This is a genomic window from Bacillus vallismortis, assembly GCF_040784915.1.
GTDB classification, from domain to species: Bacteria; Bacillota; Bacilli; order Bacillales; family Bacillaceae; genus Bacillus; species Bacillus subtilis_G.
On the sequence record NZ_CP160797.1, the window covers coordinates 2,191,861 to 2,217,531 of the forward strand.

The 25,671-nt window shown below is 42.8% G+C and carries 21 protein-coding genes, 4 pseudogenes and 1 riboswitch; of the genes and pseudogenes, 8 read left to right on the plus strand and 17 right to left on the minus strand.

Going from position 1 to position 25,671, the window contains the following annotated elements; genetic code table 11:
• Positions 1-36: 36 nt before the first annotated feature.
• The 5 genes and pseudogenes from ABZM97_RS10335 to ABZM97_RS10355 form a co-directional block, all read right to left on the minus strand.
• On the minus strand, positions 37-582 hold the full coding sequence (locus ABZM97_RS10335; RefSeq protein ID WP_087991911.1) for a site-specific integrase: 546 nt from the start codon (positions 580-582) through the stop codon (positions 37-39).
• A 315-nt stretch (positions 583-897) separates the two neighbouring features.
• Positions 898-1,128 carry an excisionase family DNA-binding protein gene (locus ABZM97_RS10340; protein WP_087991910.1) on the minus strand — a complete coding sequence of 77 codons (231 nt, stop codon included), beginning with the start codon at positions 1,126-1,128 and terminating at the stop codon, positions 898-900.
• A gap of 173 nt (positions 1,129-1,301) precedes the next feature.
• Positions 1,302-1,502 (minus strand): annotated as a pseudogene (locus ABZM97_RS10345) (DDE-type integrase/transposase/recombinase); the annotation flags it as partial.
• Positions 1,503-1,663: 161 nt separating this feature from the next.
• Positions 1,664-2,200, minus strand: coding sequence for a methylated-DNA--[protein]-cysteine S-methyltransferase (locus ABZM97_RS10350; RefSeq protein ID WP_087991909.1), 537 nt, complete (start codon positions 2,198-2,200; stop codon positions 1,664-1,666).
• Positions 2,201-2,215: 15 nt separating this feature from the next.
• Entirely contained in the window at positions 2,216-2,839 is a 624-nt protein-coding gene (locus tag ABZM97_RS10355; protein ID WP_087991908.1) for a bifunctional transcriptional activator/DNA repair enzyme AdaA, read from the minus strand.
• Between the two features lie 203 nt (positions 2,840-3,042).
• On the opposite strand from ABZM97_RS10355, the pseudogene ABZM97_RS10360 reads away from it, so the two are divergent.
• A pseudogene (locus ABZM97_RS10360) lies at positions 3,043-3,308 on the plus strand (hypothetical protein); the annotation flags it as partial.
• 185 nt (positions 3,309-3,493) lie between these two features.
• The gene (gene ggt / locus ABZM97_RS10365) at positions 3,494-5,257 is read left to right on the plus strand and encodes a gamma-glutamyltransferase (RefSeq protein ID WP_087991907.1); all 1,764 of its coding nucleotides are present in this window, start codon (positions 3,494-3,496) and stop codon (positions 5,255-5,257) included.
• A gap of 164 nt (positions 5,258-5,421) precedes the next feature.
• On the opposite strand, the gene ABZM97_RS10370 is transcribed toward ggt, so the two are convergent.
• On the minus strand, positions 5,422-6,267 hold the full coding sequence (locus ABZM97_RS10370) for a LysR family transcriptional regulator (RefSeq protein ID WP_087991906.1): 846 nt from the start codon (positions 6,265-6,267) through the stop codon (positions 5,422-5,424).
• 128 nt (positions 6,268-6,395) lie between these two features.
• On the opposite strand from ABZM97_RS10370, the gene ABZM97_RS10375 reads away from it, so the two are divergent.
• Complete coding sequence (locus ABZM97_RS10375; protein ID WP_087991905.1) at positions 6,396-7,385, plus strand: zinc-binding dehydrogenase; 990 nt, start codon at positions 6,396-6,398, stop codon at positions 7,383-7,385.
• A gap of 56 nt (positions 7,386-7,441) precedes the next feature.
• Here the strand turns inward: ABZM97_RS10375 and gltD are convergent, their stop codons facing one another.
• Positions 7,442-8,923 carry a glutamate synthase small subunit gene (gene gltD, locus ABZM97_RS10380; RefSeq protein WP_087991904.1) on the minus strand — a complete coding sequence of 494 codons (1,482 nt, stop codon included), beginning with the start codon at positions 8,921-8,923 and terminating at the stop codon, positions 7,442-7,444.
• Positions 8,924-8,939: 16 nt separating this feature from the next.
• Complete coding sequence (gene gltB / locus ABZM97_RS10385) at positions 8,940-13,502, minus strand: glutamate synthase large subunit (protein ID WP_087991903.1); 4,563 nt, start codon at positions 13,500-13,502, stop codon at positions 8,940-8,942.
• A 145-nt stretch (positions 13,503-13,647) separates the two neighbouring features.
• Here gltB and gltC point away from each other — a divergent pair, with 145 nt between their 5' ends.
• Positions 13,648-14,550 carry a glutamate biosynthesis transcriptional regulator GltC gene (gene gltC, locus ABZM97_RS10390; protein WP_087991902.1) on the plus strand — a complete coding sequence of 301 codons (903 nt, stop codon included), beginning with the start codon at positions 13,648-13,650 and terminating at the stop codon, positions 14,548-14,550.
• Positions 14,551-14,612: 62 nt separating this feature from the next.
• Here gltC and proB read toward each other — a convergent pair whose 3' ends face one another.
• From proB to ABZM97_RS10410, 4 genes are all read right to left on the minus strand, one after another.
• Positions 14,613-15,728 carry a glutamate 5-kinase gene (proB, locus tag ABZM97_RS10395; RefSeq protein ID WP_087991901.1) on the minus strand — a complete coding sequence of 372 codons (1,116 nt, stop codon included), beginning with the start codon at positions 15,726-15,728 and terminating at the stop codon, positions 14,613-14,615.
• Positions 15,725-16,618, minus strand: a complete 894-nt coding sequence (gene proC / locus ABZM97_RS10400; protein ID WP_253268363.1) for a pyrroline-5-carboxylate reductase — start codon at positions 16,616-16,618, stop codon at positions 15,725-15,727. The genes proB and proC overlap by 4 nt, the downstream gene beginning before the upstream one ends.
• Positions 16,619-16,764: 146 nt before the next feature.
• The gene (gene rtp / locus ABZM97_RS10405) at positions 16,765-17,133 is read right to left on the minus strand and encodes a replication termination protein (protein WP_003220337.1); all 369 of its coding nucleotides are present in this window, start codon (positions 17,131-17,133) and stop codon (positions 16,765-16,767) included.
• 300 nt (positions 17,134-17,433) lie between these two features.
• Positions 17,434-18,150: a 3-ketoacyl-ACP reductase gene (locus tag ABZM97_RS10410; RefSeq protein WP_087991899.1), complete on the minus strand. Its 717-nt coding sequence runs from the start codon at positions 18,148-18,150 to the stop codon at positions 17,434-17,436.
• Between the two features lie 150 nt (positions 18,151-18,300).
• On the opposite strand from ABZM97_RS10410, the gene ABZM97_RS10415 reads away from it, so the two are divergent.
• The 3 genes and pseudogenes from ABZM97_RS10415 (at position 18,301) to ABZM97_RS10425 (ending at position 19,516) form a co-directional block, all read left to right on the plus strand.
• Entirely contained in the window at positions 18,301-18,606 is a 306-nt protein-coding gene (locus tag ABZM97_RS10415; protein ID WP_087991898.1) for a DUF948 domain-containing protein, read from the plus strand.
• A 187-nt stretch (positions 18,607-18,793) separates the two neighbouring features.
• Positions 18,794-18,939, plus strand: a pseudogene (locus tag ABZM97_RS10420) (hypothetical protein); the annotation flags it as partial.
• Positions 18,940-18,982: 43 nt separating this feature from the next.
• The gene (locus tag ABZM97_RS10425; protein WP_253268364.1) at positions 18,983-19,516 is read left to right on the plus strand and encodes a GNAT family N-acetyltransferase; all 534 of its coding nucleotides are present in this window, start codon (positions 18,983-18,985) and stop codon (positions 19,514-19,516) included.
• Positions 19,517-19,677: 161 nt separating this feature from the next.
• Here the strand turns inward: ABZM97_RS10425 and ABZM97_RS10430 are convergent, their stop codons facing one another.
• The 5 genes and pseudogenes from ABZM97_RS10430 to ABZM97_RS10450 form a co-directional block, all read right to left on the minus strand.
• Positions 19,678-20,670 carry an ABC transporter permease gene (locus ABZM97_RS10430; protein ID WP_087991897.1) on the minus strand — a complete coding sequence of 331 codons (993 nt, stop codon included), beginning with the start codon at positions 20,668-20,670 and terminating at the stop codon, positions 19,678-19,680.
• On the minus strand, positions 20,664-21,410 hold the full coding sequence (locus ABZM97_RS10435) for an ABC transporter permease (protein ID WP_253268366.1): 747 nt from the start codon (positions 21,408-21,410) through the stop codon (positions 20,664-20,666). The genes ABZM97_RS10430 and ABZM97_RS10435 overlap by 7 nt, the downstream gene beginning before the upstream one ends.
• A gap of 9 nt (positions 21,411-21,419) precedes the next feature.
• Positions 21,420-22,358 carry an ATP-binding cassette domain-containing protein gene (locus tag ABZM97_RS10440; protein WP_367386827.1) on the minus strand — a complete coding sequence of 313 codons (939 nt, stop codon included), beginning with the start codon at positions 22,356-22,358 and terminating at the stop codon, positions 21,420-21,422.
• A 13-nt stretch (positions 22,359-22,371) separates the two neighbouring features.
• Complete coding sequence (locus ABZM97_RS10445; protein ID WP_087991894.1) at positions 22,372-22,923, minus strand: MarR family winged helix-turn-helix transcriptional regulator; 552 nt, start codon at positions 22,921-22,923, stop codon at positions 22,372-22,374.
• 192 nt (positions 22,924-23,115) lie between these two features.
• Positions 23,116-23,184: pseudogene (locus ABZM97_RS10450) on the minus strand (hypothetical protein); the annotation flags it as partial.
• A gap of 136 nt (positions 23,185-23,320) precedes the next feature.
• A riboswitch (SAM riboswitch) is annotated at positions 23,321-23,412 on the minus strand.
• Between the two features lie 143 nt (positions 23,413-23,555).
• Here ABZM97_RS10450 and ABZM97_RS10455 point away from each other — a divergent pair.
• Positions 23,556-25,598 carry a molybdopterin oxidoreductase family protein gene (locus tag ABZM97_RS10455; RefSeq protein ID WP_367386828.1) on the plus strand — a complete coding sequence of 681 codons (2,043 nt, stop codon included), beginning with the start codon at positions 23,556-23,558 and terminating at the stop codon, positions 25,596-25,598.
• The last annotated feature ends 73 nt before the right edge of the window (positions 25,599-25,671 follow it).

Genomic DNA, 25,671 nt, shown 5'->3' on the forward strand with positions numbered 1-25,671 from the left:
GTAGCTCTGATGATCAATATTTTCAAGCCGTTTGTATTAAAGCCCTCCAAAAACCTTATACGCGGCCCTTGTCGTATCTTCATCTATACCGATATAACGCATTGTAATCGAGGGTGATGAATGATTCAGTATTCTCTGCAGCTCGGCGATATCTTTTGTCCGCTGATAAAAATGATAGCCAAACGTTTTCCGGAGCGTATGCGTCCCTATCTCCTCAAGTCCGCATGCCGCGGCGGCCTCTCTTAAAATTCTGTAGGCCTGAATCCGGGAAATCGGCTTTCTGGTTCGGACAGATTTAAAAAGATATTCGTTTTCCTTCATATCTTTCGTATACTCGTATATTTCCTGTTTCAGCGATTCTAAAATAAGAATCTTTCTTTTCTTTTTCGTTTTGCTTTCAGTCGCCCATAAATGATCCTTATTTTTAACGTCCTTCACTTGCAGCGGCAGAATATCAGAAATACGAAGCGCGCTGTTGATGCCGAAAATAAACAGAAAGTAATCCCGCTTGTTTTTGTTGAGCAAATACCGTTTTACATCTTGAATTTTTTCTAAACTGCGAATCGGCTGTACAATATGCATCAAAAAACTCCTTAAAAACAGTTATGTAACATTTTGAGGCCTATGTTACTATTATAGCTGAAAAACGTTGAATGTCAAAGTACGGCGGTATTTATGTAACATAATATACATAGTGTTACATAAGCAGGTAAGGAAACTTTCAAACTCCCCCTTCCTATAAAACAGCATTTAAATCCTCATATAAAGCTTTCAACCTCTTCGATACTTATCACTCTAGGTGTTGTCAAAAAACCTCTTAAAACAAAATCTGACGCTTCTGTTTTTCTGACTCACCCAAAAAAATATACAAAAAAAGACACAATATGAAATTGCGTCCTAATCCTCATCCTTTACATCAATATCTTCCGGGATCGGTTCATTTAATATTTCCAGCACGAGTGCTTTGTAATTCTCCAGCTGTTCAAGATGCGTTTTGAACTGTCCCTTATAAATCAAAAATTGCTCACCGTCATGAACGGCCCTGATGTTTCCTTCGAGCACCAAACTTTTAATATAATCCTCTGAAAGATTTGCATATTCAGCTGTTTCTTTAATCGTTAAATACATATAGCAGTCCTTTCTTAATCCGTATACTGATTCTAATATAGCACATGGCTCATAACAATTTAAGAGTATATAGGGTTCTTGGTGCAAAATTAAAAGAGAATAAAGCACATAGATTTCTAACAAAATCGTAACTTATGCTGCAAGTCGAAATAATTGATGGATGAATTCTTTTGTATAGCTTCTACTCCAGAAAGGATGGATCTAAGCTGCGCAAAACATTTGAACCCTAGCATAGAACGGATTCGCGCCTTTATAAAGCGATAATCGTTATTCAAGTACTTTTTGTTGTCTAAGTTGCATATCCCCAGGTTGCTTTTTTCTTTCTGTTCAATTGCCGTAGGATAAGCAGAGTTCTTATCGACTGTTATCAAACGTGAAAGACCGCCGTATGATGCCAACCTGTGGGAGTATGATCATATTTGTACTCCCCGATTCCACTAAACCATATCGTTTCATGTCGATGGTCTTGTGATATAGGGAATCGTCTTCAAACCTTTGATGTAGTTGAGTTCGGCTAAAGATGCTATATGTCTGATCAGACAAGTTGTATGTTTGCGAAGCCTCGTTCAAGTTCCAGCAGTCGCGTTTTCATTTCCATTCCGCCGCGATAGCCCGTCAGCGATCCATTTTTGCCGATAACACGATGGCATGGAACAGTAATGAGGATCGGATTCGTTCCAATGGCCCTCCCAACGGCCCGAACCGCAGTCGGTTTTTGAATTTGTTGAGCAATATCCGAGTAGGAGCAAGTTTGACCGTACGGAATATCACATAGTGCCTTCCATACGGCTTCCTGAAAAGGTGTGCCGCGATAAAAGATTGGAATGGTGAACCGATTGAGCTTGCCTTGAAAATAATGAACAAGCTCATCTGCAAAAGATTGCAATTTTTCGTCATCTCGAATCAGGTCGTTTCCAGGCAAATAATGATTTGCCCATTTCACCAATTCTTCGAATGGCTGATTTTGTGATCCGACAAAACATAGACCATCATTTGTTGCGGCAATGTACATCTTCCAGTTTTCATAAGAAAACAAGGACCAATAGAGAGAACTGCTTTTTTTAGCTCCCATTCGAAAAAGCCTCCTTCAGTGTTGTTTTTGCCGTCTACGGTAAGCTTCCGGCGTTTGTCCGGTTTTCCTCTTAAACAGCGTGATAAAATATGATGTATTGGAAAGTCCGATAGACTCACCAACTTTAGAAACTGGGGCATCACACGTAGTCAATAACATTTTCGCCTTTTCTATTCGAACATGCTGGATGTAGTCCACTGGGGTCATGCCTTTGAGTTTTTTAAAGGTTCTATGCAAGTGATAAGGGGTACCATGACTCAGAAACGCAAGGACTTCGAGCGTCAACTTTTCATCACAGTGGCTATCCACATATTCGGTTATGAAAGCAATCCACTCCTCATCGGGCAATCTTTGCCCTGTTGGCTTGCACCGTTTACAAGGACGAAAATGTGCGGCTAGTGCCTGATCAGCAGTTTCAAAAAAGCCAATGTTTTCTCTTTTGGGTACTCTTGATTTGCAAGAAGGGCGACAAAAAATCCCTGTTGTTTTCACTGCATAAAAAAATCGGCCGTCATAAGAAGCATTATTATCAACAACAGCCTGCCATTGTTCATCAGAAACAGGGGCAGGTAGAATTGGACTGTCACATTCTGGTTGTTGATTAGTTCGGTTTGAATTCGTTTTCCAATCGTATGTCATTTTGAATCACCTCTAGCTTCAGTATAAACCCGGAAACCCTCAAAGCAACTTATTGAAAGCATTTTAGAATGTAACAGCAAGATAACGAAATGACAATGACGAGTTGTTATGTAATCATACATAGTCTGATTCATATAATTGGAGAGGTTCAAAAATCTGTGGAGCCCAGGTATCAGGTCTGAGGTTTGAATTCACCTCGTCACCGGAGCCATATTTTTTGGAAGAGTGGAAAGTGTAGAGAGCGAGCCCTTCAAGATCAATTGCTGCGAACCAATGCTTCATATTATAATTAATGCTATAAGATGTGAAATATAGTCTATATGAAAAAGCTGAACGAAGGTGAATTTCGAGAGGGCTAATGCCGTATATATGGCCTTTAAGTTGGGAACACATCAATTTCTTAGGAGAATACAAGTTTGAGGGATTACATTCAACAAGTTTATATCCCTTACGTCCTTTAAGTAAATAAAGAGCCGAATTTGCTTAGCGTGGGTTTTTCTGAAATGCTGGCGGCATGGCTCATAACAATATAATCATTTTCGCACAGAAAAACGGGTGAATGTTCTATATAATATACCATTTGTCACTTGTGAAAACGCTGTAAGTTTTTTACGCTAAGATTGTAACATAATAGCTTGATATAGGAGGGAGAACATGAAAAGAACGTGGAACGTCTGTTTAACAGCTTTGCTTAGTGTTCTGTTAGTCGCCGGAAGTGCCCCTTTTCACGCGGAAGCTAAAAAGCCGCCCAAAAGCTACGATGAGTACAAACAAGTAGATGTAGGGAAAGACGGCATGGTTGCCACCGCGCATCCTCTCGCTTCGGAAATCGGTGCTGATGTGCTGAAAAAAGGAGGAAATGCCATTGACGCAGCGGTCGCCATTCAATTTGCACTCAATGTAACAGAGCCGATGATGTCAGGTATTGGCGGCGGCGGTTTTATGATGGTGTATGACGGAAAAACTAAGGATACAACGATCATTGACAGCCGCGAACGTGCTCCAGCAGGCGCAACGCCCGAAATGTTTCTCGATGAAGACGGGAAAGCGATTCCTTTCTCTGAACGTGTGACAAAAGGTACTGCCGTCGGTGTTCCGGGTACGCTGAAAGGGCTGGAAGAAGCTCTGGATAAATGGGGAACCCGTTCAATGAAGAAATTAATTTCCCCTTCTATTAAACTCGCTGAAAAAGGCTTTCCGATTGATTCTGTGTTAGCAGATGCCATTTCCAATTATCAGGAAAAGCTAGAGCGTACTGCCGCAAAAGATGTATTTTTGCCAAATGGCGAGCCGCTTAAAGAAGGCGATACATTGATTCAAAAGGATTTGGCAAAAACGTTTAAGCTCATTCGCTCAAAAGGCACTAACGCTTTTTATAAAGGAAAATTTGCCAAAGCACTTTCTGACACAGTGCAGGATTTCGGCGGATCAATGACGGAAAAAGATTTAGAAAATTACGACATTACAATCGATGAACCCATTTGGGGAGACTATCAAGGCTATCAAATCGCCACTACCCCTCCTCCAAGCTCTGGCGGTATTTTCTTATTGCAAATGCTGAACATACTTGATGATTTTAACCTTTCACAATACGATGTCCGCTCATGGGAAAAATATCAACTACTTGCTGAAACGATGCATTTGTCTTATGCGGACCGTGCATCTTACGCAGGTGATCCCGAATTTGTAAATGTTCCCCTTAAAGGCCTGCTTCACCCCGATTATATTAAAGAACGCCAGCAACTTATCAGCCTAGACCAAGTGAATAAAAAACCGAAAGCCGGTGACCCTTGGAAATACCAAGAAGGATCCGCAAACTATAAGCAAGTCGAACAGCCAGAAGACAAAGTAGACGGCCAAACAACACACTTTACAGTTGCCGACCGCTGGGGAAATGTTGTTTCCTATACAACGACAATTGAGCAGCTATTCGGAACGGGTATTATGGTCCCTGATTACGGCGTCATTTTAAACAATGAACTAACGGATTTTGATGCGGTTCCAGGCGGAGCTAACGAAGTTCAGCCGAACAAACGGCCTTTAAGCAGCATGACCCCGACGATTTTATTTAAGGATGACAAACCTGTCCTCACCGTCGGATCTCCTGGCGGGGCCACCATTATTTCATCCGTATTGCAAACCATCCTCTATCACATTGAATACGGCATGGAATTAAAAGCAGCTGTTGAAGAGCCGAGAATTTATACAAACAAGATGAGTTCCTACCGTTACGAAGACGGAGTTCCTGAAGAAGTCCTCAGCAAACTAAACGGCATGGGCCACAAATTCGGCAAAAGCCCGGTAGACATCGGAAACGTACAAAGCATTTCTATTGACCATGAAAACGGCACCTTTAAAGGCGTAGCTGATTCAAGCAGAAACGGCGCGGCGATCGGCATTAATTTAAAATGTAAATAAAAAGAAAAAACTGTACTCGTTTTAAACGGGTACAGTTTTTTTGTCTGCAGACTTTATATAATACGCTTCAGTGATACCTGATAAAAATCTCGAAATGCCAAAAGGATGCCGACTTTCTCGGAAATTGCCTGTGCTCTATGTTCAGCTTATGGAGGTAACAGACTTCATCTTTTCATTTCGATTACCTCATCAATAAATCTCTGAAACGCACTCGTCATAAAAAAGTCTTTTCTGTATATAAATACGATCTCTAAATCTTGATACGCTTCGGGAAGCTGACGAGTATATACATTCGTACGATCAACAGCTGATTTCGGAAGCAGGGCCGTTCCCAACCCGGCGGATACTCCTCTTATAATGGCTTCCAATGTGCCAAACTCTATGATTTTTTGATTTTGAATGCCTGCTTCCTCCAGCAATCTTTTGACCCTGTCACGATGAGAACAGCCAGCTCCAAAAAAGAGCATCGGCTGCCGAAGCATGTCTTCTGCCGTCCCTTCCCGTGATGAAATCAAAACCAATTCATCACGGGAAACAGGGATTTGTCTGACGTCTGAGTGCTCAACCGGTCCGTATACAAAAGCGCCATCAACTGTATGATCAAGAACCTGTTGAATCAAATTGTGCGTATCAGCTGTATTGACTGATAAATCAACTTCAGGAAAACGATTGAGGAAGCAGGCCGCATGCTCAGGCAGATGTGTTACAGCTGTTGTTTCCAACGAACCGATCCGCAAAGGTCCTTTTGGATGCAGGCTCATCTGTGCCGATTTTTCAGCTTCGTCTAACAGTGCTAATACTTGATCAGCATATTGCAAAAGATTTTCTCCAGCAGCGGTCAGCTTCATCCCCCGATTCGTTCGATGAAACAGCCTGATATTCAAATCTTCCTCAAGGTTATGTATTCTGGCTGTCACATTCGATTGAACATAATTCAGTTTCTGGGCTGCCTTCGTTATGCTTCCTTCGCGGGCAACAGCCCGAAAAATCTTTAAATCTCTGCTTTCCATAGGAATTCACCTTCTTGCTATGATAAAAAGTGATATCGGCTATCATTTTTGTTCATTTTACTTGAAGAAAACCGCTATGTAAAATAGGTGAAGATATGAAAATACAATTCAATGAGGAGGCAGACAGCATGAAGGCTGTAATTCACAACGGGAAAGCCGGACTTCTGGGGGTATCGTTTCAAGACGTTCCATCAAAACAGCCCGGATACGGCGAGGTAAAGGTAAAATTAAAATCTGCAGGTCTAAACCATCGCGACCTGTTTCTTATGAAAAACAACTCTGAACAAGATCCTCATGTGACACTGGGATCTGACGGCGCGGGTATCATTGAAGAGGTCGGTGAAGGCGTGAAAAACGTTGCAGTTCAAACTGAAGTGATTATTTTCCCGACACTGAACTGGGATTTGACAGAAAATGTACCGTCTGTTCCGGAAATTCTGGGAGGCCCTTCTGACGGAACACTTGCTGAATATGTGATCATCCCTTCACAAAATGCGATCAAAAAACCTTCTTATTTATCATGGGAAGAAGCAGGCGTTTTACCTTTATCTGCTTTAACCGCTTATCGGGCCCTTTTCACAAAAGCCCAATTGAAAAAAGGCGAGCATCTATTGATACCCGGCATCGGCAGCGGTGTTGCAACCTATGCGCTCTTCATGGCTAAAGCGATCGGGGCGACAGTAAGCGTGACCTCCCGCAGTGAGAAGAAAAGAAAAAAAGCGCTGCAATTAGGTGCTGATTACGCATTTGATAGCTACAGCAATTGGGATGAACATTTGCATGGAGAAAAGGTTGATGTGGTTCTTGACAGTATAGGCCCCGCCCTCTTTTCGGAATATTTCCGCCATGTAAAACCGAACGGCCGTATTGTCAGCTTTGGGGCAAGCTCAGGTGGTGTCCTCAGTTTTCCGATGCGTTCTTTATTCTTTCCTCAGATCAATGTATTGGGAACCTCGATGGGAAGCTGTGAAGAATTTCACGATATGCTCGCTTTCATTGAAAAACACCAGCTGCGTCCTGTACTTGACAGCACATATCCTTTAGAAAAAGCATGTGAAGCATATACAAGAATGCAGAAAGGCAGACAGTTTGGGAATATCGGAATCATAATGAAATAAAAAAGAAACCGGCTGTTCAAACAGACCGGTTTCTCTTATATGATAATCCCCTTTATTTACGGAAGAACTGAACTCCCCATCAAATATCGATCCACTTCGCGCGCCACTTCACGGCCCTCATTAATCGCCCATACGATTAAGCTTTGACCTCTTCTTGCATCCCCTGCGGCAAATACGCCATCGATATTTGTTTGATAATCCCCATATGTTGCGCTGATTTTGTTATTTACAGAATCAACACCAAACTGTTTTAACAGCGGCTGTTCTGTACCTTCAAAGCCGATAGCAATGAAAACAAGCTGAGCAGGCCACACTTTTTCCGTTCCAGGCAGCTCGCGGAACTCGTATTTTCCATGCTCATTTTTCACTTTTTCCATTTGAATGGTATGCAGTTCTTTCAACTTGCCATTTTTATCCGCAACCAATTTTTTCGTTTGAATCGAGTATTCTCTCGGATCTCTTCCGAATTTTGCTTCCGCTTCTTCATACGCGTATTCGAGTGTAAAAACGTGCGGCTGTTCAGGCCACATATTGTCATTCGTGCGGGCTGGCGGAAGTTTCGGGTGTTTGCCGAATTGGTGCACGCTTTTGGCTTTTTGCCGCAGAGCAGTGGCCACACAGTCAGCTCCTGTATCTCCGCCTCCGATTACAATGACATCTTTCCCTTTGGCATCAATGAATTGCTTGTCTTTAAAGTTAGAATCTAAATAGCTTTTTGTTGCGAGTGTCAGGTAGTCCATCGCGTAATGGACTCCTTTTGAGTCGCGTCCTTCAATTAATAGATCCCGCTGTTTTTGAGCGCCTGTGCACAGAATCACAGCATCAAATTGCTCCTTCAGCTCATCAGCTGTAATGTCAACGCCGATTTCTGTGTTCGTGACAAAATCAATTCCTTCTTGCGTCAGCAATTTAACCCGGCGTTCTACAATGCCCTTCTCAAGCTTCATGTTCGGAATACCGTATGTTAAAAGACCGCCCGCTCTGTCTGAGCGTTCAAAAACAGTGACGGAATGTCCCGCTTGATTCAGCTGGTCAGCACTCGCCAGTCCGGCTGGGCCCGACCCGACAACGGCCACTTTTTTGCCTGTTCGTTTTTTAGGAATTTTAGGCTGAATCCAGCCGTTCTCAAATCCTTTGTCGATTATGGACCGCTCTATGTTTTTAATTGATACCGCCGGGTCAGAAATCGCTAATGTACATGATCCTTCACAAGGAGCGGGACATACCCGCCCTGTGAATTCAGGAAAGTTGTTTGTTTTCAAAAGACGCTCCAATGCTTCTTTCCATCTGCCCCGGTAGACAAGATCATTCCACTCAGGAATCAAGTTGTAAATCGGACAGCCGGATGTAAATCCGTTAATGTCCGCACCGATCTGGCAAAACGGTGTGCCGCAATCCATACACCGCGCCCCTTGCCGTTTCGATGCTTCTTCTGAAAAAGGAGCAGAATATTCTTTCCAATCCTTTAAGCGAGTGAGAGGGTCCCGCTCAGCAGGTTTTTCTCGTTTGATTTCCATAAATCCAGTTGGCTTCCCCATATTCCTCTCCCCTTTCTTACTGTACTACCGCTTGTTTTTGTCCCGCTGACGCTGTATTCTGCTTTGGTTTCGTGTTGGCTTCAAATGCATACATGACAGCTTCTTCATCTGATAAACCTGCAGCTTTTTGCTCTTCGATGCTTGCGAGCATTTGTTTATAGTTTTTCGGAATGACTTTGACGAATTTGTTCACGCTGTCTTCCCATTGGTCTAACAGGTCTGCCGCTTTTTTGCTGTTTGTATAAGCAGTATGTTTTTCAAGCATTGCTTTGACTTGCTGGATTTCTTTCTCATTCACTAATGATTCAAATAAAATCATCTCGAGGTTGCATTTGCGTTTAAACGCTTTTGCATCTTCGGCCAATACATAAGCGATTCCGCCGGACATACCTGCCGCGAAGTTTTTGCCTACATCACCGAGAACGACAACACTGCCGCCAGTCATGTATTCACAGCCATGATCGCCGATACCTTCTACAACCACGTTCACACCGCTGTTCCGAACAGCAAAGCGTTCACCAGCACGTCCGTTAATATAAGCTTCCCCGCTTGTCGCGCCGTAGAACGCCACGTTGCCGATAATGACATTGTCATCTGACGCGGAATTGAATTCTTCCGGTGACTTGACGATGATTTTTCCGCCAGAAAGCCCTTTTCCGACATAATCATTTGAGTCTCCGTCCAAATAAAGCGTCATCCCTTTAGGAACAAAGGCTCCAAAGCTTTGTCCGGCTGATCCGGTAAACTGCAGCTTGATCGTATCTTCCCGAAGCCCTTCTTCTCCATAACGTTTCGAAATTTCACTGCCTGTGATCGTTCCGGCTACACGGTTTGTATTGTTAATTTCGAGAGAAACATCCGCTTCTTTTCCAGACTCGATAGCTTCTTGGACGGCCGGGAGAATCGCTGTAATATCTAGTGATTCATCAATTTTATGATTTTGCGGCGATTGGAACGTCCGTACGCCTTCAGGCTGATAAAGCAGGGTAGACAAATCAAGTTGGCTTGCCTTCCAATGCCTCTTCGCCCGTTCACTCACATTGAGTACGTCAGTGCGGCCAATCATTTCATCAAATGTCTTGAAGCCTAACGCAGCCATATACTCACGAACTTCTTCAGCAATGAACAGCATATAGTTCACAATATGATCAGGATCTCCCATGAACTTTTTACGAAGTTCTGGATTTTGTGTCGCTACCCCGACAGGACATGTATCCAAGTGGCAGGCACGCATCATGACACAACCGAGTACAACTAACGGAGCCGTTGCGAAACCGAATTCTTCGGCACCAAGCAAAGCAGCCATAATAACATCACGGCCCGTCATGAGCTTTCCGTCTGTTTCTAATACAACACGTTCACGAAGTCCGTTCAGCATTAATGTTTGATGTGCTTCTGCGAGGCCAAGCTCCCACGGAAGCCCTGTATGTTTAATACTGGTTTTCGGAGAGGCGCCTGTACCACCGTCGTAACCGCTGATTACAATGACATCGGCAGTCGCTTTGGCGACACCTGCAGCGATTGTCCCTACGCCTGCCTTTGATACCAGCTTCACGCTGATTCTTGCGTCTCGGTTGGCATTTTTCAAATCGTGAATCAACTGGGCTAAATCCTCAATCGAATAAATGTCATGGTGCGGCGGAGGTGAGATTAATCCGACACCAGGCGTTGACCCGCGGACATCGGCAACCCAAGGATAGACCTTGTTGCCAGGCAGCTGTCCGCCTTCACCCGGTTTAGCACCCTGCGCCATTTTAATTTGCAGCTCATCTGCATTGACAAGGTAATGACTCTTGACACCGAAACGTCCGGATGCAATTTGTTTGATCGCGCTTCTTCTGTCATCGCCGTTTTCATCTGGAACAAAACGTTTTGGATCTTCTCCGCCTTCACCGCTGTTGCTTTTTCCGCCAAGACGGTTCATTGCGATCGCTAAAGCTTCGTGCGCTTCCTTACTCAAGGATCCAAATGACATCGCACCCGTTTTAAAGCGTTTGACAATCGATTCAGCGGATTCGACTTCCTCCAATTTCAGCGGCTTGCCGTTTCCCCCAAATGCGAACAAGTTCCGTAAAAATCCGATGCGTTCTTCATCTGCCGCTTTTGTATACTGCTTAAACAAATTGTAATCATTTCTGCGGCACGCCCATTGTAAGGTGTGAATCGTTTTCGGGTTAAACGCGTGATGCTCTCCGCCGTTTCTCCATTGGAAGTCACTTCCCGGTTCAAGCGTATTGCTGTAATCATCCTGATACGCTTCCCGGTGGCGGCGCTGCGCCTCTTCGGCAATTGTTTTCAAGTCGATGCCGCCGAGCTGTGATGCTGTTCCTGTGAAATAGCGGTCAATCACATCATGGCTGATACCTACCGCCTCAAAGATTTGGGCGCCTCTGTAGCTTTGTACAGTTGAAATCCCCATCTTGGACATGACTTTGACGACACCTTCAGTAATGCTTTTTCCATATTTGCTGACCGCTTCTTCATAGCTGATATCCAAACGGCCTTCATCAATTTCCTGCTTGTAGGTCGCATAAGCGAGATAAGGGTTTATCGCATCCGCACCATAACCGATTAGTGATGCGAAGTGATGCACTTCACGCGCTTCTCCTGATTCCACAATAATGCTGACTTTCGTACGCAGCCCTTTGCGGATTAAATGCTGATGCAGCGCGCTGACTGCCAGAAGCGGCGGAATGGGTGTCAGGCGTTCGTTCATCTTTTTATCTGATAAAATTAATAGACTTACGCCTTGGCTGATAGCTTTCTCAGCCTGTGTGAACATGTCCTTTAATCCGCGTTCAAGATCCTCTGAAAACAGCACGTCGATTTTTTGGCTTTTTAAATCAGGATGAACGATCGTTTTCAATGCGTAAAATTGTTCATTAGATAAAACAGGTGTATACAATTTAATCCGGCGAACGTTTCGTTCACTCGGGTGAAGAAGATCGCCTTCTGCGCCGAGCCAAGTCATTGTAGAAGTTACAAGCTGCTCACGAATCGCGTCGATTGGCGGGTTCGTTACTTGTGCAAACAGCTGCTTAAAGTAGTTAAACAGTGATTGCGCGCGGTCTGACAGGACAGCAAGCGGCGAGTCATTCCCCATTGAACCGAGAGGATCTTTGCCTTCTTTAATGACAGGAATTAAATATTTTTGGATATCTTCATATGTGTATCCGAATGCCTTCTGACGAGTAAGAAGATCTGTAAACTGTTCTTCCTCTCTTGTTTCCGGATCAGGGTTCACTTGGACAAGCTCTTCTTCAAGCCACTTTTGGTACGGGTACTCAGTTGCAATTTCTGTTTTGACTTCTTCATCAGAGATAATACGGCCTTCTTCCAGGTCGATTAAAAGCATTTTTCCAGGTTCAAGGCGATTTTTATATAAAACGTTTTCCTGTTCTACTTCAATAACGCCTACTTCAGATGAGAAAATAATATAATCATCTTTGGTTACATAATAACGCGCCGGACGGAGACCATTCCGGTCAAGGACCGCACCGATTTGTTTACCGTCAGTAAATGAAATGGCTGTCGGTCCGTCCCAAGGCTCCATCAAAGAACTATGGTATTCATAAAACGCTCTTTTTTCCTTAGACATATGCGTATTTTCCGTCCACGGCTCAGGAATGAGCATCATTGCTGTATGCGCCGGTTTGCGTCCAGCCATCACAAAAAATTCAAATGCGTTATCCAAAATGGAAGAGTCACTGCCGTCAGCATTCAAAATCGGCAGAATCTTGTTCAAGTCCTCTCCAAAGTTTTCAGACACAAATTGCTGCTCACGCGCTCGCATCCAGTTGATGTTTCCGCGAAGGGTGTTGATTTCACCGTTGTGAACCAGATAGCGGTTTGGATGCGCTCTTTCCCATGTAGGGAATGTGTTGGTGCTGAAGCGTGAATGAACAAGCGAAAAAGCAGAAACGAACGCTTCATCTTGCAAATCAGAATAAAACGCATCAACTTGTTCAGGTGTTAAAAGGCCTTTGTAAACAATGGTCTGGCTTGAAAGACTGGCAAAATAAAAATCAAGACCTTCCGTTATTCCCCAGTTTTCAGCCTGTTTACGAATGACATACAATTTTCGTTCAAAAGACAAGTTATCCTTCAGATCAGAACTTGCACCGATAAATACCTGACGGACAAACGGACAGCTTTTTTGCGCTACTGTTCCGATTTTTCCGACATTTACAGGTACAGTTCTCCATCCAAGAACGGCTTGGCCTTCTTGTTCAATCAGTGCATTGATCTGCTTTTCGATTTTTTTTCTTTCTTCTTCCTTCTGTGAGAAAAAGACCATTCCTACCCCGTAACGCCCTTTTTCCGGCAGATTGATGTCTTTGCACTCTTTTCTAAAGAAAGCATCAGGGATTTGAACCAGTAAGCCGGCACCGTCTCCTGTATCCGGATCACTGCCTTGGCCTCCTCTGTGGTCTAGCTGACAAAGCATCTTAAGCCCTTGTTTGACGATGTCATGAGTCGCTTTGCCCTTTAAGTGCGCGTATAGTCCGATTCCGCATGCATCATGTTCAAATTCAGGACGGTAGAGACCTTGAGCTTTCGGCATTTGATTGTACGTCATAATTCCTCTCCCCCGATCAATTTCCGATAATACCGGTCATAAAATCTAACACTCTATAATCATTGTAGGTTTTCAAAACGATATAAACAATATATAATTTAGATCAAAAGAATCTCAAAATGAGATAGATGGATGTGAGATAAACATGGAGCTGCGCCAACTGCGTTATTTTACGGAGGTGGCTGAAAGAGAACACGTTTCAGAAGCCGCCGATCATTTGCATGTGGCCCAATCAGCAATCAGCAGACAAATTGCAAATCTTGAAGAAGAATTAAATGTGACTTTATTTGAGCGTGAAGGGAGAAATATCAAACTCACGCCAATCGGGAAAGAATTTTTGATTCATGTGAAAACGGCGATGAAAGCCATCGAATATGCGAAAGAACAAATTGATGAGTATCTCGACCCGCATCGCGGAACGGTAAAGATTGGTTTTCCTACAAGCCTCGCAAGCCAGCTTTTGCCGACTGTCATTTCAGCATTTAAAGAAGAATATCCGCACGTCGAATTTTTGCTGCGCCAAGGCTCCTATAAGTTTCTGATTGAAGCTGTCAGAAACCGCGATATTGATTTGGCCTTATTAGGGCCGGTGCCGACGAATTTTCCTGACATAACAGGAAACATTTTATTCACAGAAAAAATTTACGCGCTTGTTCCATTAAATCATCCGCTTGCCAAACAAAAAACGGTTCAGTTAATCGATTTACGAAACGACCAATTTGTATTGTTCCCGGAAGGATTTGTGCTTAGAAAAATGGCGATTGATGCTTGCAAACAAGCCGGCTTTGCTCCTCTTGTTTCTACGGAGGGTGAGGATTTGGATGCCATCAAGGGATTGGTTTCCGCTGGAATGGGCGTTACTCTCCTGCCGGAAAGCACATTTGCTGAAACGACACCTCGTTTTACTGTGAAGATTCCAATTGAGTTCCCTCAAGTGAAACGGACTGTCGGAATTATTAAACCGAAAAACAGAGAACTTGCGCCGTCTGCGAATGACTTTTATGAGTTTGTTATTCAATTCTTCTCTAAGCTGGAGCAGTATCAATAAAAAATCAACCCGAGCTTCGATAAAGAAGCTTCGGGTTTTTTTGCTTTGGTAAATGTTTTTAATTAATAGACAGGTAAAGATAAATCAACATGGCACACAAATGCTTCCTGATCAATGACCGCTTTGTTCATCAGCTCTTTTTTCTTGTCGGGTTCTTGAAGCTGTACAGAAGAATAATTGACGATTCCGAGCCCGATTTCTGCCCCTTGCGAATCCATCAGCCTGACAACTGATCCGTTTTTGAATTTTCCTTTAATCTCCTGTACACCGTCCAGATATAAACTCGATTGCCCGTTTGTTATTTTTCGTGAATAATCATCTGATAAAATCATTTCACCTTCAGGACCGGAATTAAAAGCGATCCACTGCTCCTTACGATTCAACGGAAGCGTTCCCTCAGCTTCAAAATAGGTGCCTTCCGCCTCTTCATGAACGGCTTGATATAAAATATCATCAGCATCTGCCTGACCAAGAAATCCTTTAATGCCGGATGCCATTACAATTTTAAACGCATCAAGCTTGGAGCGCATGCCGCCGGTACCGACGTCGCTTCCAGTGTCACCTGCGCATGCTTCGATATCGGGCGTTATCTCATTCACCAGCTTCATCCTTTTCGCTTCTGGATTTGTGCGCGGATTGCCGTCATATAATCCGTCGATATCTGATAAAATCACAAGCATATTCGCATCGATTAATCCCGCGACTTTTGCTGCAAGCGTATCATTGTCGCCAAACTTGAGCCGATTGACGGTAACTGTATCATTTTCGTTTATAATCGGGATGATGCCGCGTTCAAGCAGTACATTCATTGTATTCCGGACATTATTATATCGATATTCATCAGAAAAATCGCTTCTCGTAATTAAAATTTGGGATGCAACATAACCATGCGCCAAAAACAGCTTTGAATATGCTTCCATCAGCAGGCCCTGCCCGATTGAAGCCGATGCTTGTTTTTCGGGAAGCTTCTCGGGTCTTTGGATAAATCCGAGTTTTCGATATCCCGCCGCCACTGCTCCTGACGAAACCAAAATGACTTCATAGCCGGCGTCTTTTAATTTGACGACCTGGTCGACCAATGCTTCTAATTTCCGAATGCTGATTTCTCCATGAAGACTTGTTAATGAACTGCTTCCAATCTTCACAACGACTCTTTTCATGTTTATATCTGCCGTCACTTTACCACTCCTGACAGCGGGGCCGCTGTTTTTTCGATATTGTCGCTGATTTCCTTTGATCGCTCAGCCGCATGTTTAATCGCTTGAGAAATCGCTTCTCCGCCGCCGCTCTGTTTCAAGGCTTGCAGCCCGGCAGCTGTCGTTCCGTTCGGCGACGTGATATTGTCTCTTAAGACCTCAGGCTGTTCTCCTGTTTCCATGAGCATTTTTGCGGCACCCAAAAGCGTCTGTGCGCCGATGCTTCGCGACAACTGTTTATCAAGGCCCGCTTCCTCGCCTGTCTTCTCAATGAATTCCATTAAATAATAAAAATACGCGGGTCCGCTGCCGGCAATTCCGGTGAATATGTCCATTTGATCTTCTTCGATTGTATAGACTTCACCCATGCATCCGAGCAATGATTCGGCCAGAATTTTCAGGTCTCCTGTCACATGCTCGCCAAGCGCAAGGGCCGTTGCAGAAGCGCCGATCATACTGGATGTATTGGGCATCACTCTGACAACCGGCTGTTGATTAAGCAATGATTGTTCAATAAAAGAGGTGGTTATGCCGGCAAGGACCGACAATATTAATTGATGGGGTTGAATACGTGATTTTAGTGATGACAGAGCGCTTTCGGCGTCTTTTGGCTTCATTGCCAACACGAGCACATCCATGTCTTCAATACATAATTCATTCGGTGCAGCGCCTTTGATTCCATATTGAAGTTCAAGTTCAGCTAATCGCTCTGTATTGCTGCGGTTTGTAACGCAGATGTTCTGTTTCGGGATTTTGTTGGCACGAACGATACCTGATATCATTCCTTCCGCCATAGATCCTGCTCCTATAAAGGCTACTTTTTTTTGATCAAAGATCGGTAACATCTCCTTTGTTCGCTTTTTTGTTCGCATTTTCACACGTTTAAAATGTTACCACGTGAGGAAATGTTGTCAAGTAAGAAGGTCATCATTGATTTGTATTGTTTCCTTTCGACAAATATGTATACTGTAAAGCAAAAACACCCAATGGACACTGCTTAGCCGGGTGTTTGTTTATCTTAAAAGTTATCTGAGAGCGCTTTTTCAATCAATTTTTTACAGCGATCCAGCTCAACCTTCAGCTGTTTTTTATATAGTTTGGCAGCTTCGTAATCTTTAAATTGATAGAGGACGACTTCTTGGAGCTTAGCCCCTTCTTTTTTTACTTTGATCTGCTTTAATATCCCGTCATCAAGAAGCTCGTGCAAAGACCGGTAAACTTCTGTATGATTTGGCTTAAAACCAATCTCTTTAAATTCAGACCGAAGCACTTCAAGCAGCTTTAAGCCGTAAAGTCTCTCTTGCTCTGTCATTGTGATCATATATAGTTTCAAAAATGCGCGCTGTTTGACTAAAAAGCCAGTTGAGCTCCTTTTTTCCTCTTTCATCATAGGCACTCCCTTCTTCTGTCACTGAAAATACGATGTACTAAATATTCAATTTATTCTTTTGTTTTCCTTCTTTATATTAAAGACTGATATTGCAGAAATCTTATATATAGTGTTTATAAGTGGAGCGGACTAACAAATTTATATGAATATTTAGTACATAGTTTTTTTAGTTCTATTATAACAGATTTTCACTGTTATCATCAAATTAAAATGAATAAAACGATTTTGCTGTTAACCATTTATTAACGCGGATGATATCAAACAAAAAAAGCCTGTCGAAAGACAAGCTTCACATTTTTACGGATTAGTTGACCATAATCCTGCTGTTTTAATAAAAATTCGCGGATCTAATTTCAATTGTGCCACCATGTATTCAGCAAGATCCTCTGGCTGCATCACCTTTTCAGGATTACCGTCTGTTAAATTCAATTCAATAGACATATCACTAGCGACAGTGCTTGGTGTTAACGCGCTCACTCTGATATTATGCTTTCTCACTTCTTGCATAAGAGACTCTGTTAATCCGAGAACCGCAAATTTAGAAGCGCTGTAAGCACTTGTCACAGCTGCTCCTCTTTGGCCCGCTGTAGACGAAATATTAATGATGTCTCCGGCTTTGCGTTCGATCATTTCCGGAAGCACCGCGCGAGTGACATGGTACACACCCATCAGGTTGACTTGTATAATATTTTCCCACTCATCAGCTGACAGATCTAAGAAGCCGCCAAATTTGCTGATTCCGGCGTTATTAATGAGGATATCGATATCACCGAGCTGTTCCTTCACTTGAGCTACAGCATGGCTAACCTGCTCTGCATCTTTTACATCCGCAGCGGCAAATGCAGCTTTTACACCAAGCTCTTTTACTTCTTCTGCCACTTTTTCAACATTTTCGGCAGTCCGGCCGATTAACCCGATATTCACGCCTTCTTTCGCAAGCGCAAGAGCTGTAGCGCGGCCGATTCCTCTGCCTCCGCCCGTGATAAGAGCAGTTTTATTTTGTAAACTTTGCAATTGAAGCACCCTTTCTTTGTTTACATATGTACGATACCACATTATAAGTACAAAAGATCCAATACGCAAATCAAACGTACTGAGCAAATATGATGTCTTTTGATTAAAAAAGCGAAATTAGGGTAATGACATAAGAAAAGGAGTGAACATATGGTTATTGTTTATATCAGTCTCGCAGTATTAGCTATTTCTATCATTTTCTTAGGGATTAATGTGATTCAAAACAAGAAAAAAATAGATCCTGCACTAAAGGAGCTCACCTCTGTTACGCACGCTATGCAAAGACAAGTCAATGGATTAAAAATCGAGGCGCAGCTGCTGACACAAAAACAAAAGAAGATTCAGCAGGATGTCCAAATGAAAAAAAACGCCTTTCAGCAGACAGCAGCTGAAGTGAAAGAAGTTCCTCAAGCAGTCAAAGAGGTGTGGCAGGCACGACATTTTAATAACAGATAAAGATGAATGGTATCCCGTTGTTACGATCAGAATGGACAATGGGATATCATTTTTTTGAGGAGGCTTACACATGATTGTAAACCGCAGCTGCTTAGAAGCGTTCACAGAGAAACTCCATACTCTTCCTCCTTCTCTTACAAAGTCCGATTGACTTACTGCTCACCCAGCACAGCCTCCGGAACTTTTTATTTTCTGCCTTCATGGCTTCTCCCATCCATCAGGCGTGAACGGCCATCGTTTGAAACAGTTTAGCAAAAACAAAGAGCAATTAAAAAGACAAATTCATTCCTTTGCTTCCTCAGTTTTGAATTCATTATAGAAAAGAGGAAATAAAAGGGATATGATAAACAAAAACACAAACTTGGGGAGTGGTTGAATGTTTCCTGTGTTAGAAACGGATCGGCTTACACTTAGGCAAATCACAGATCAAGATGCAAAAGCTATTTTTGCTTGTTTTTCAAACCATGGAGTGACACGCTATTACGGACTTGAAAACATGGAATCTATAGAAGAGGCTACTTCAATGGTTCAAACGTTTGCCGCTCTTTATCAAGAAAAACGCGGTATACGGTGGGGAATGGAAAGAAGAGACACCAAAGAATTAATCGGAACAATCGGCTTTCACGCTTTGGCTATAAAGCACAGGCGTGCAGAGATCGGTTATGAAATCATCCCGGCGCATTGGCGAAACGGATTTGCATCAGAAGCCATTTCAGAGGCTGTATCCTACGGGTTTGCTTGCCTTGGCCTGACGCGTATTAGCGCAGTTGTATTTACCCAAAATGAAGCATCAAATCGGCTGCTCATAAAAATGGGATTCGAAAAAGAAGGCGTCTTAAGACAGTACATGTATCAAAATGGAATCCCTTATGATACAAATGTATATTCTATTTTAAAATCAAGCGAATGAACGAACATTCTCTTGATCTGTATGTACATTCTCTTCTCTTTAAAATGTCCGATTCATGACCTGCACAAGTTATGACACCTTAATTCTCGATCACCACCTTCCGGATTTTAACAAAAAACAAGAGATGCATAGCTTCCTATGCATCTCTTGTTCTTTCTCCCCTATTCATAAATTCCTTTATTGACCCTTTTTCTTGTAATAAAACCTCCAAGGAAACAAAACACAGCTGACCACATCAAAATATAGACAACCAGAGTTTTATATTCCCACACTGTATGCCCCATTTCTACCCCGTGAATGAAAGTCATATACGCTTTTTGCGGCAGTATCGCACAAAGGCCATTCAATAATGGATGATGCGGAGCAAACGAAATAAAACAGCCTGACAATACACACGTGACCACACTGATACCGCTTGCCATCAAACTGATGTTTCGCTCCATCACTGAAGCCATAAAGATAGCGAATGCTGTTGCAAGCACTGTAAGAATACCCAGTAACCCAGCAAGAATATCCAAACGGAAACCAATTTCAGCATGAAAGAGTACATTTGTAATCACGATGGCCAAGTAAGTGGGTATGTATAAACATAAAAACGTAAAGATAAACTGAACAAGCAAATATTTCCCCACATGTACGGGAGACACTAAAATCCTTCTGAAGGTTTTGAGCATCCGATCTTCTGGATATAACGAAGCTAATGCCACACCTTGCATCAAGACAAGCATTACGGTAAAGCCTAATATATTCGTTCCTGTTCCCCGTTCAGTCCTTAAATCATCCTCTCCCCGGTAGCTGCCTGGCATTTTGCCAGTCTCAAAAAATTGCTGAATCATTTTTTGATCCGCTTTGCTTTTCAAAGTGGTCACTTTGTATTCGCGTTGATTTTTTTCAACGATAGCCGCATATTTCCCTAACACCAGATCAGAAAACTTCGGCTTCTGATGCACCGCCACCACTCTAAATGCAGAATCACTCGGCATATACTGGACGTCGCCCTGCTCTGTTACAAAAGCGATTGTTTCTTTGAAAACCGGCTTACCGGAAAACATAATCGCAACGCCAATCATCAGAGGGATGATGATCACTGCAAGGATGATAATGGCTTTTTTGGTGAGGATTCGCTCCCACCTGTTTTGAAATAAACTCAGCATACATATCCCTCCGGCTTAAATACAACATGCGAAACGGCAATACAAATGATTGAAGCAAATAATAATCCTGACAAAACAGGCAGCAGCATACTGAAATCGTGATCATAAATGAGGCGAAATGAACATTCTGTTACCCATTTAACCGGAGAAAAAAGTGATATGTTATTGACTGTATCTCCAAATCTGTGAATCCCGAAAAATACACCGCCAAAGAAAACAAAAAAAGCTATCGGAATTTGCATGATCCCGTTCGCCTGTTCTTCATTTTTGAACAAACAGCAAAACATTGTACCAAAACAGCAGCCAAAAAATAAAAATACATACAATAAGAGCATGAAATACGACAGGTACTGTCCTCCAAAGTTCAAATCGAAAATTTTTTGAGCAATCAACACATTCACACTGTACACGATGACACTGAATATCCAGGTTGAGAGTAATTTAGAAAAATAAATACTAGTTGTCGAAACTGGAGCATACACAATGCGTATATTCGCTTTCTTCACCTTTTCCTCCATAAACGTATTAGAGGCCGTCATCGCGATCAGAGCCGCGGCGAAAATCACCATATTTACTCCGTAATAATCGTACGAACTGACACCGTCCGCTCCAAAGCTGTTTTTCGTCACAAAGCCCATGACCATAATAAGAACGAAAGGAAAAGCCGTATTGGCAATCACAAGAACCGGATTCCTTACAATATTCATAAAATCGAATGTTATCAATTTTAACAAACTCATTATGCTCACCTAATCTCTTAAATTTCTTCCCGTCAGCTCTAAAAACACTGTTTCTAACGATGCCTCTTGTTTGTTCATGCTTAGGATGCTACAGCCTTGGGCACTCAATTCTGCTATGATCTCACTCAGGTGATCCTGGTTTTGCTGAACGGTCACTTTTAGTTGATGGTCAGAGAAATCCACTTCTGTCACTCCTTTGATTTCCCTAATTGAGTTTTTATTTAATGGCTGAACATGCGCCAGCTGAAAAGCATATATTATTTCTTTATTCACTTCTCTGTATAACTCTTCTTTTGTTCCATTGGCTATGATTTTCCCTTCATTCATGATGATAATGCGATCTGAAATGGCCTCGACTTCTTCCATATAGTGTGTCGAGTAAATAATGCTCGCACCTCTTGTTCTCAGCTCTTTTATTGATTCTGAAATGTGATGCCGGGATTGCGGATCGATTCCTACGGTGGGCTCATCCATGATAATCAATTTCGGCTGATGGGCAATGGCACACGCAATGTTTAATCTTCTTTTCATCCCGCCCGAAAACGTCTTAGGCTTGTCATCTTTCCGGTCATATAGCTGTACGAGCTCCAAAGCCTCTTTTACCCGGGCTTTCAGTTCTTCTCCTTTAAGAGAATAAAGACTCGCAAAAAAACGAACATTCTTCTCTGCGGAAATCTCCTCATAAATCGCGATATCTTGAGGAACAATTCCGATGCCTTTCTTCATTTCCTTTGACCTTTTTTTTACATTATGGCCCAATATCGTAACGTTTCCGGAACTGGCCGACAATACCCCGGATAATATATGAATGGCAGTGCTTTTTCCTGCACCATTTGGACCTAGTAAGCCGAGAACTTCCCCCTCTCTCACTTCAAACGAAATCCCATCTACCGCCGTTTTGTTTCCATACTGCATTTTCAACTCTTTTACTGCCGCCACGTTGTTCATACATTTCTCCTTTTTACTTTCTCCGTTTTGCGAATTCCTGCAATAAATTTGTTTTCAAATGATCTCGGTTTTGTTCAATGTCAAAATCAGCAACGTCTTCTTCAAAACCATCCTGTTCTTCTCCATCGAAACTGTATAGCTTCTTCAATAAAATCCATAATGTTTCCAGCTCTTCTGTAGAAAACCCTTTAAATAGATCTGCCATAAAGTACACCGCTTTTTCACCGCATGCCTCTGTGACACGTTTTCCTGAATCGGTAATCTTCACATTAACAGCTCGCTTGTCGCGTTTACTTGGCACAGTGGTGACATAACCTTTTTTTTCAATACCGCTGACAAGCCTGTTGATGTTTTGTTTTGAAGTGCCTAATTTTTTTGCAATGTTGTTGAATGTCGTTTCCTCTTCTGGTAAATGCATGATGGCAACCATCGTCATAAATTGTCTTGACGTTAAGCTCTCATAATAATCATCCCCGCTTGATTGAATTTTGTTTAAAACAGAAAAAAGTGTAGCGTAAGACTGCTGCATTAAAAATAAATCTTTCAATTCTTTAGAATAATCCACGATGCCCCTCCTAAAAAGACATTATATTGTCTTTAACACCATAACATTTCTCTGTATATTGTCAACATGTTGTCTAATATTTTTCAGTGAAGTTCTACATCTCTCTCGACAATTCAGAAGCATTTCGTATCGGAGATCCTTGCATTACCGAACAAATGACGAAAAGCGCCCCTGTAACAGGGTGCTTTCTGATTAAGAAGCATATTGAGGAGACGTTTCCTCCTGTACTGCTTTTTCCTCAGGTATATGAATGCATTTCGTCCTTCTTCGTTGTACGGAACTGTAACCAAAACATCCTTTTCATCAATCCTCCCCATAAAAAAATCTCTTTCCGAAGATGGAAAGAGATTCATATAGGCACGCCCTGTTACAGTCAGACGCCGGTATAAACCTTGCTTTCTTATCCTTCAAGCTGACGCTTGCTGGAATTGGCACAATAATGTGACCGAGGTTTCATAGGGCCAGTCCCTCCGCCTCTCTGGATAGAAAATGTAGAGTATGTCATTTTCAGAATGAAGTATTCGTGTATCATAAAGAAGTCTCAGATTGGATGTCAATCACATTTTTCAGAATTGACGTTATCATCCAAAATGTTATAATTCTTACAAAATATCTAAGAGAGGAACTGGGCCATGAAATCTTTCGCCACACAACAAAACGGCATTTTCAAATCGGTTTGCTCGCTGGACTGCCCGGATCAGTGCGGATTGTTAATACATAAAAAAGACGGAAAAATTGTGAAAGTGCAAGGTGATCCCGATCATCCTGTGACCGCCGGAAACATATGCAACAAAGTTCGAAACATGACGGAGCGCATCTATGATGAAAAGCGGCTGACGACACCGCTCAAACGAACAGGTGCGAAAGGCGGGGCAACATTTGAACCGATTTCTTGGGAGGAGGCGATCGATACCATCACCTCACGCTGGAAACAGCTGATTGATAAAGAGGGAGCTGAAAGCATACTTCCTTACAGCTTTTACGGAAATATGGGCAAATTATCAGCTGAAGGAATGGACCGCCGCTTCTTTTATCGTCTGGGCTCAAGCCAGCTTGAACGGACGATTTGCAGCAAAGCGGGATCTGAGGGCTATAAATATACAATGGGTATAAGTGCGGGAACCGATCCCGAGGAAACCATTCATACGAAACTATTTATTTTTTGGGGAATCAACGCGGTCAGCACAAACATGCACCAAATCACAATTGCCCAAAAAGCTCGAAAACAAGGGGCCAAAATTGTCGTGATTGATGTGCATAAAAATCAAACAGGGCGTCTCGCAGATTGGTTTATTCCTATAAAACCCGGAACCGACAGCGCACTGGCCCTTGGCATTATGCACATTTTATTTAAAGAGAATTTTCATGATGAAGCATTTCTGTCTAAATACACGGTCGGCTATGAAGAGCTCCGTGAACACGTAAAACAGTATGATCCGGAAAAGGTATCGCTGATCACCGGTGTCAGCATCGACGATATATACCAGCTGTCAAGAATGTACGGCGAAACCTCCCCTTCTTTTATCAGAATCGGAAACGGACTCCAGCATCATGATAACGGCGGGATGATTGTACGGACGATTGCCTGTCTTCCGGCGATCACCGGCCAATGGCTCCACACAGGGGGCGGCGCAATAAAACATAACAGCGGCATTTTAGAATATAACACGAATGCCTTGCAGCGGCCTGATTTACTGAAAGGGCGCACGCCGAGATCGTTTAATATGAATCAGCTTGGCAAAGTGCTTTTGGAACCAGATCCGCCTATTCGCTCTCTTTTTATTTACGGGACGAATCCTGCCGTTGTCGCGCCGGAAGCGAACAAAGTCAGACAGGGCTTGCTGCGGGAAGACTTGTTTACTGTGGTTCATGATTTGTTTTTGACGGAAACGGCTGCATATGCGGACATTGTACTGCCTGCGACATCAGCTTTTGAAAATACTGATTTTTATACTTCCTACTGGCATCATTACATTCAGCTTCAGCAGCCGGTGATTGAGAGATATGGAGAAAGCAAATCAAACACTGAGGTGTTCCGATTACTGGCTGAAGCAATGGGATTCACAGACCAGGAGCTCAAAGATTCAGATGAAGAATTAATCCGTCAGGCGCTTGACCATCCAGATAATCCGTATTTGGCGGAGATTGATTACGATTCACTAAGTAAGCATTCATTTATGAAAGCGAAACGCGAAAAGCCGCTGTTTCCATCCGAACTTCCGACTCCAAGCGGAAAAATAGAATTATATTCAGAAAAAATGGTGCAAGACGGTTTCCCGGCTTTACCGACACATACGTCTCTTGCAAGCGATGACGAACATCCGTTTATGTATGTTCCGGGGCCAAACCATAATTTCTTAAACTCAACGTTTTCCAACAATGCAAAGCACATCAAGCTTGAAAAGACGCCAAAGCTCTTTATTAACACAACTGATGCTGAAAAATACGGAATCGTTGATGGAGACCCTGTACGAATTTGGAACAACCGGGGAGAATGTGAACTGGCCGCTGCAGTCGGAGAACAAGTGCTGCCAGGTGTCGTAGTCAGCCAAGGATTATGGGCGGATGAACCGGGAAAAAAACAACTCGTCAACGCGCTTACCCCAGACCGCTTATCCGATATGGGCGGCGGCGCAACCTTTTTTTCAGGCCGCGTGCAGATAGAAAAGGCTTAAAAGAAACCGTCAGAGCACATTCTGGCGGTTTTTTGGTTAAAAAATGAAACCTGGCGTATGCTCAGCTCGTATA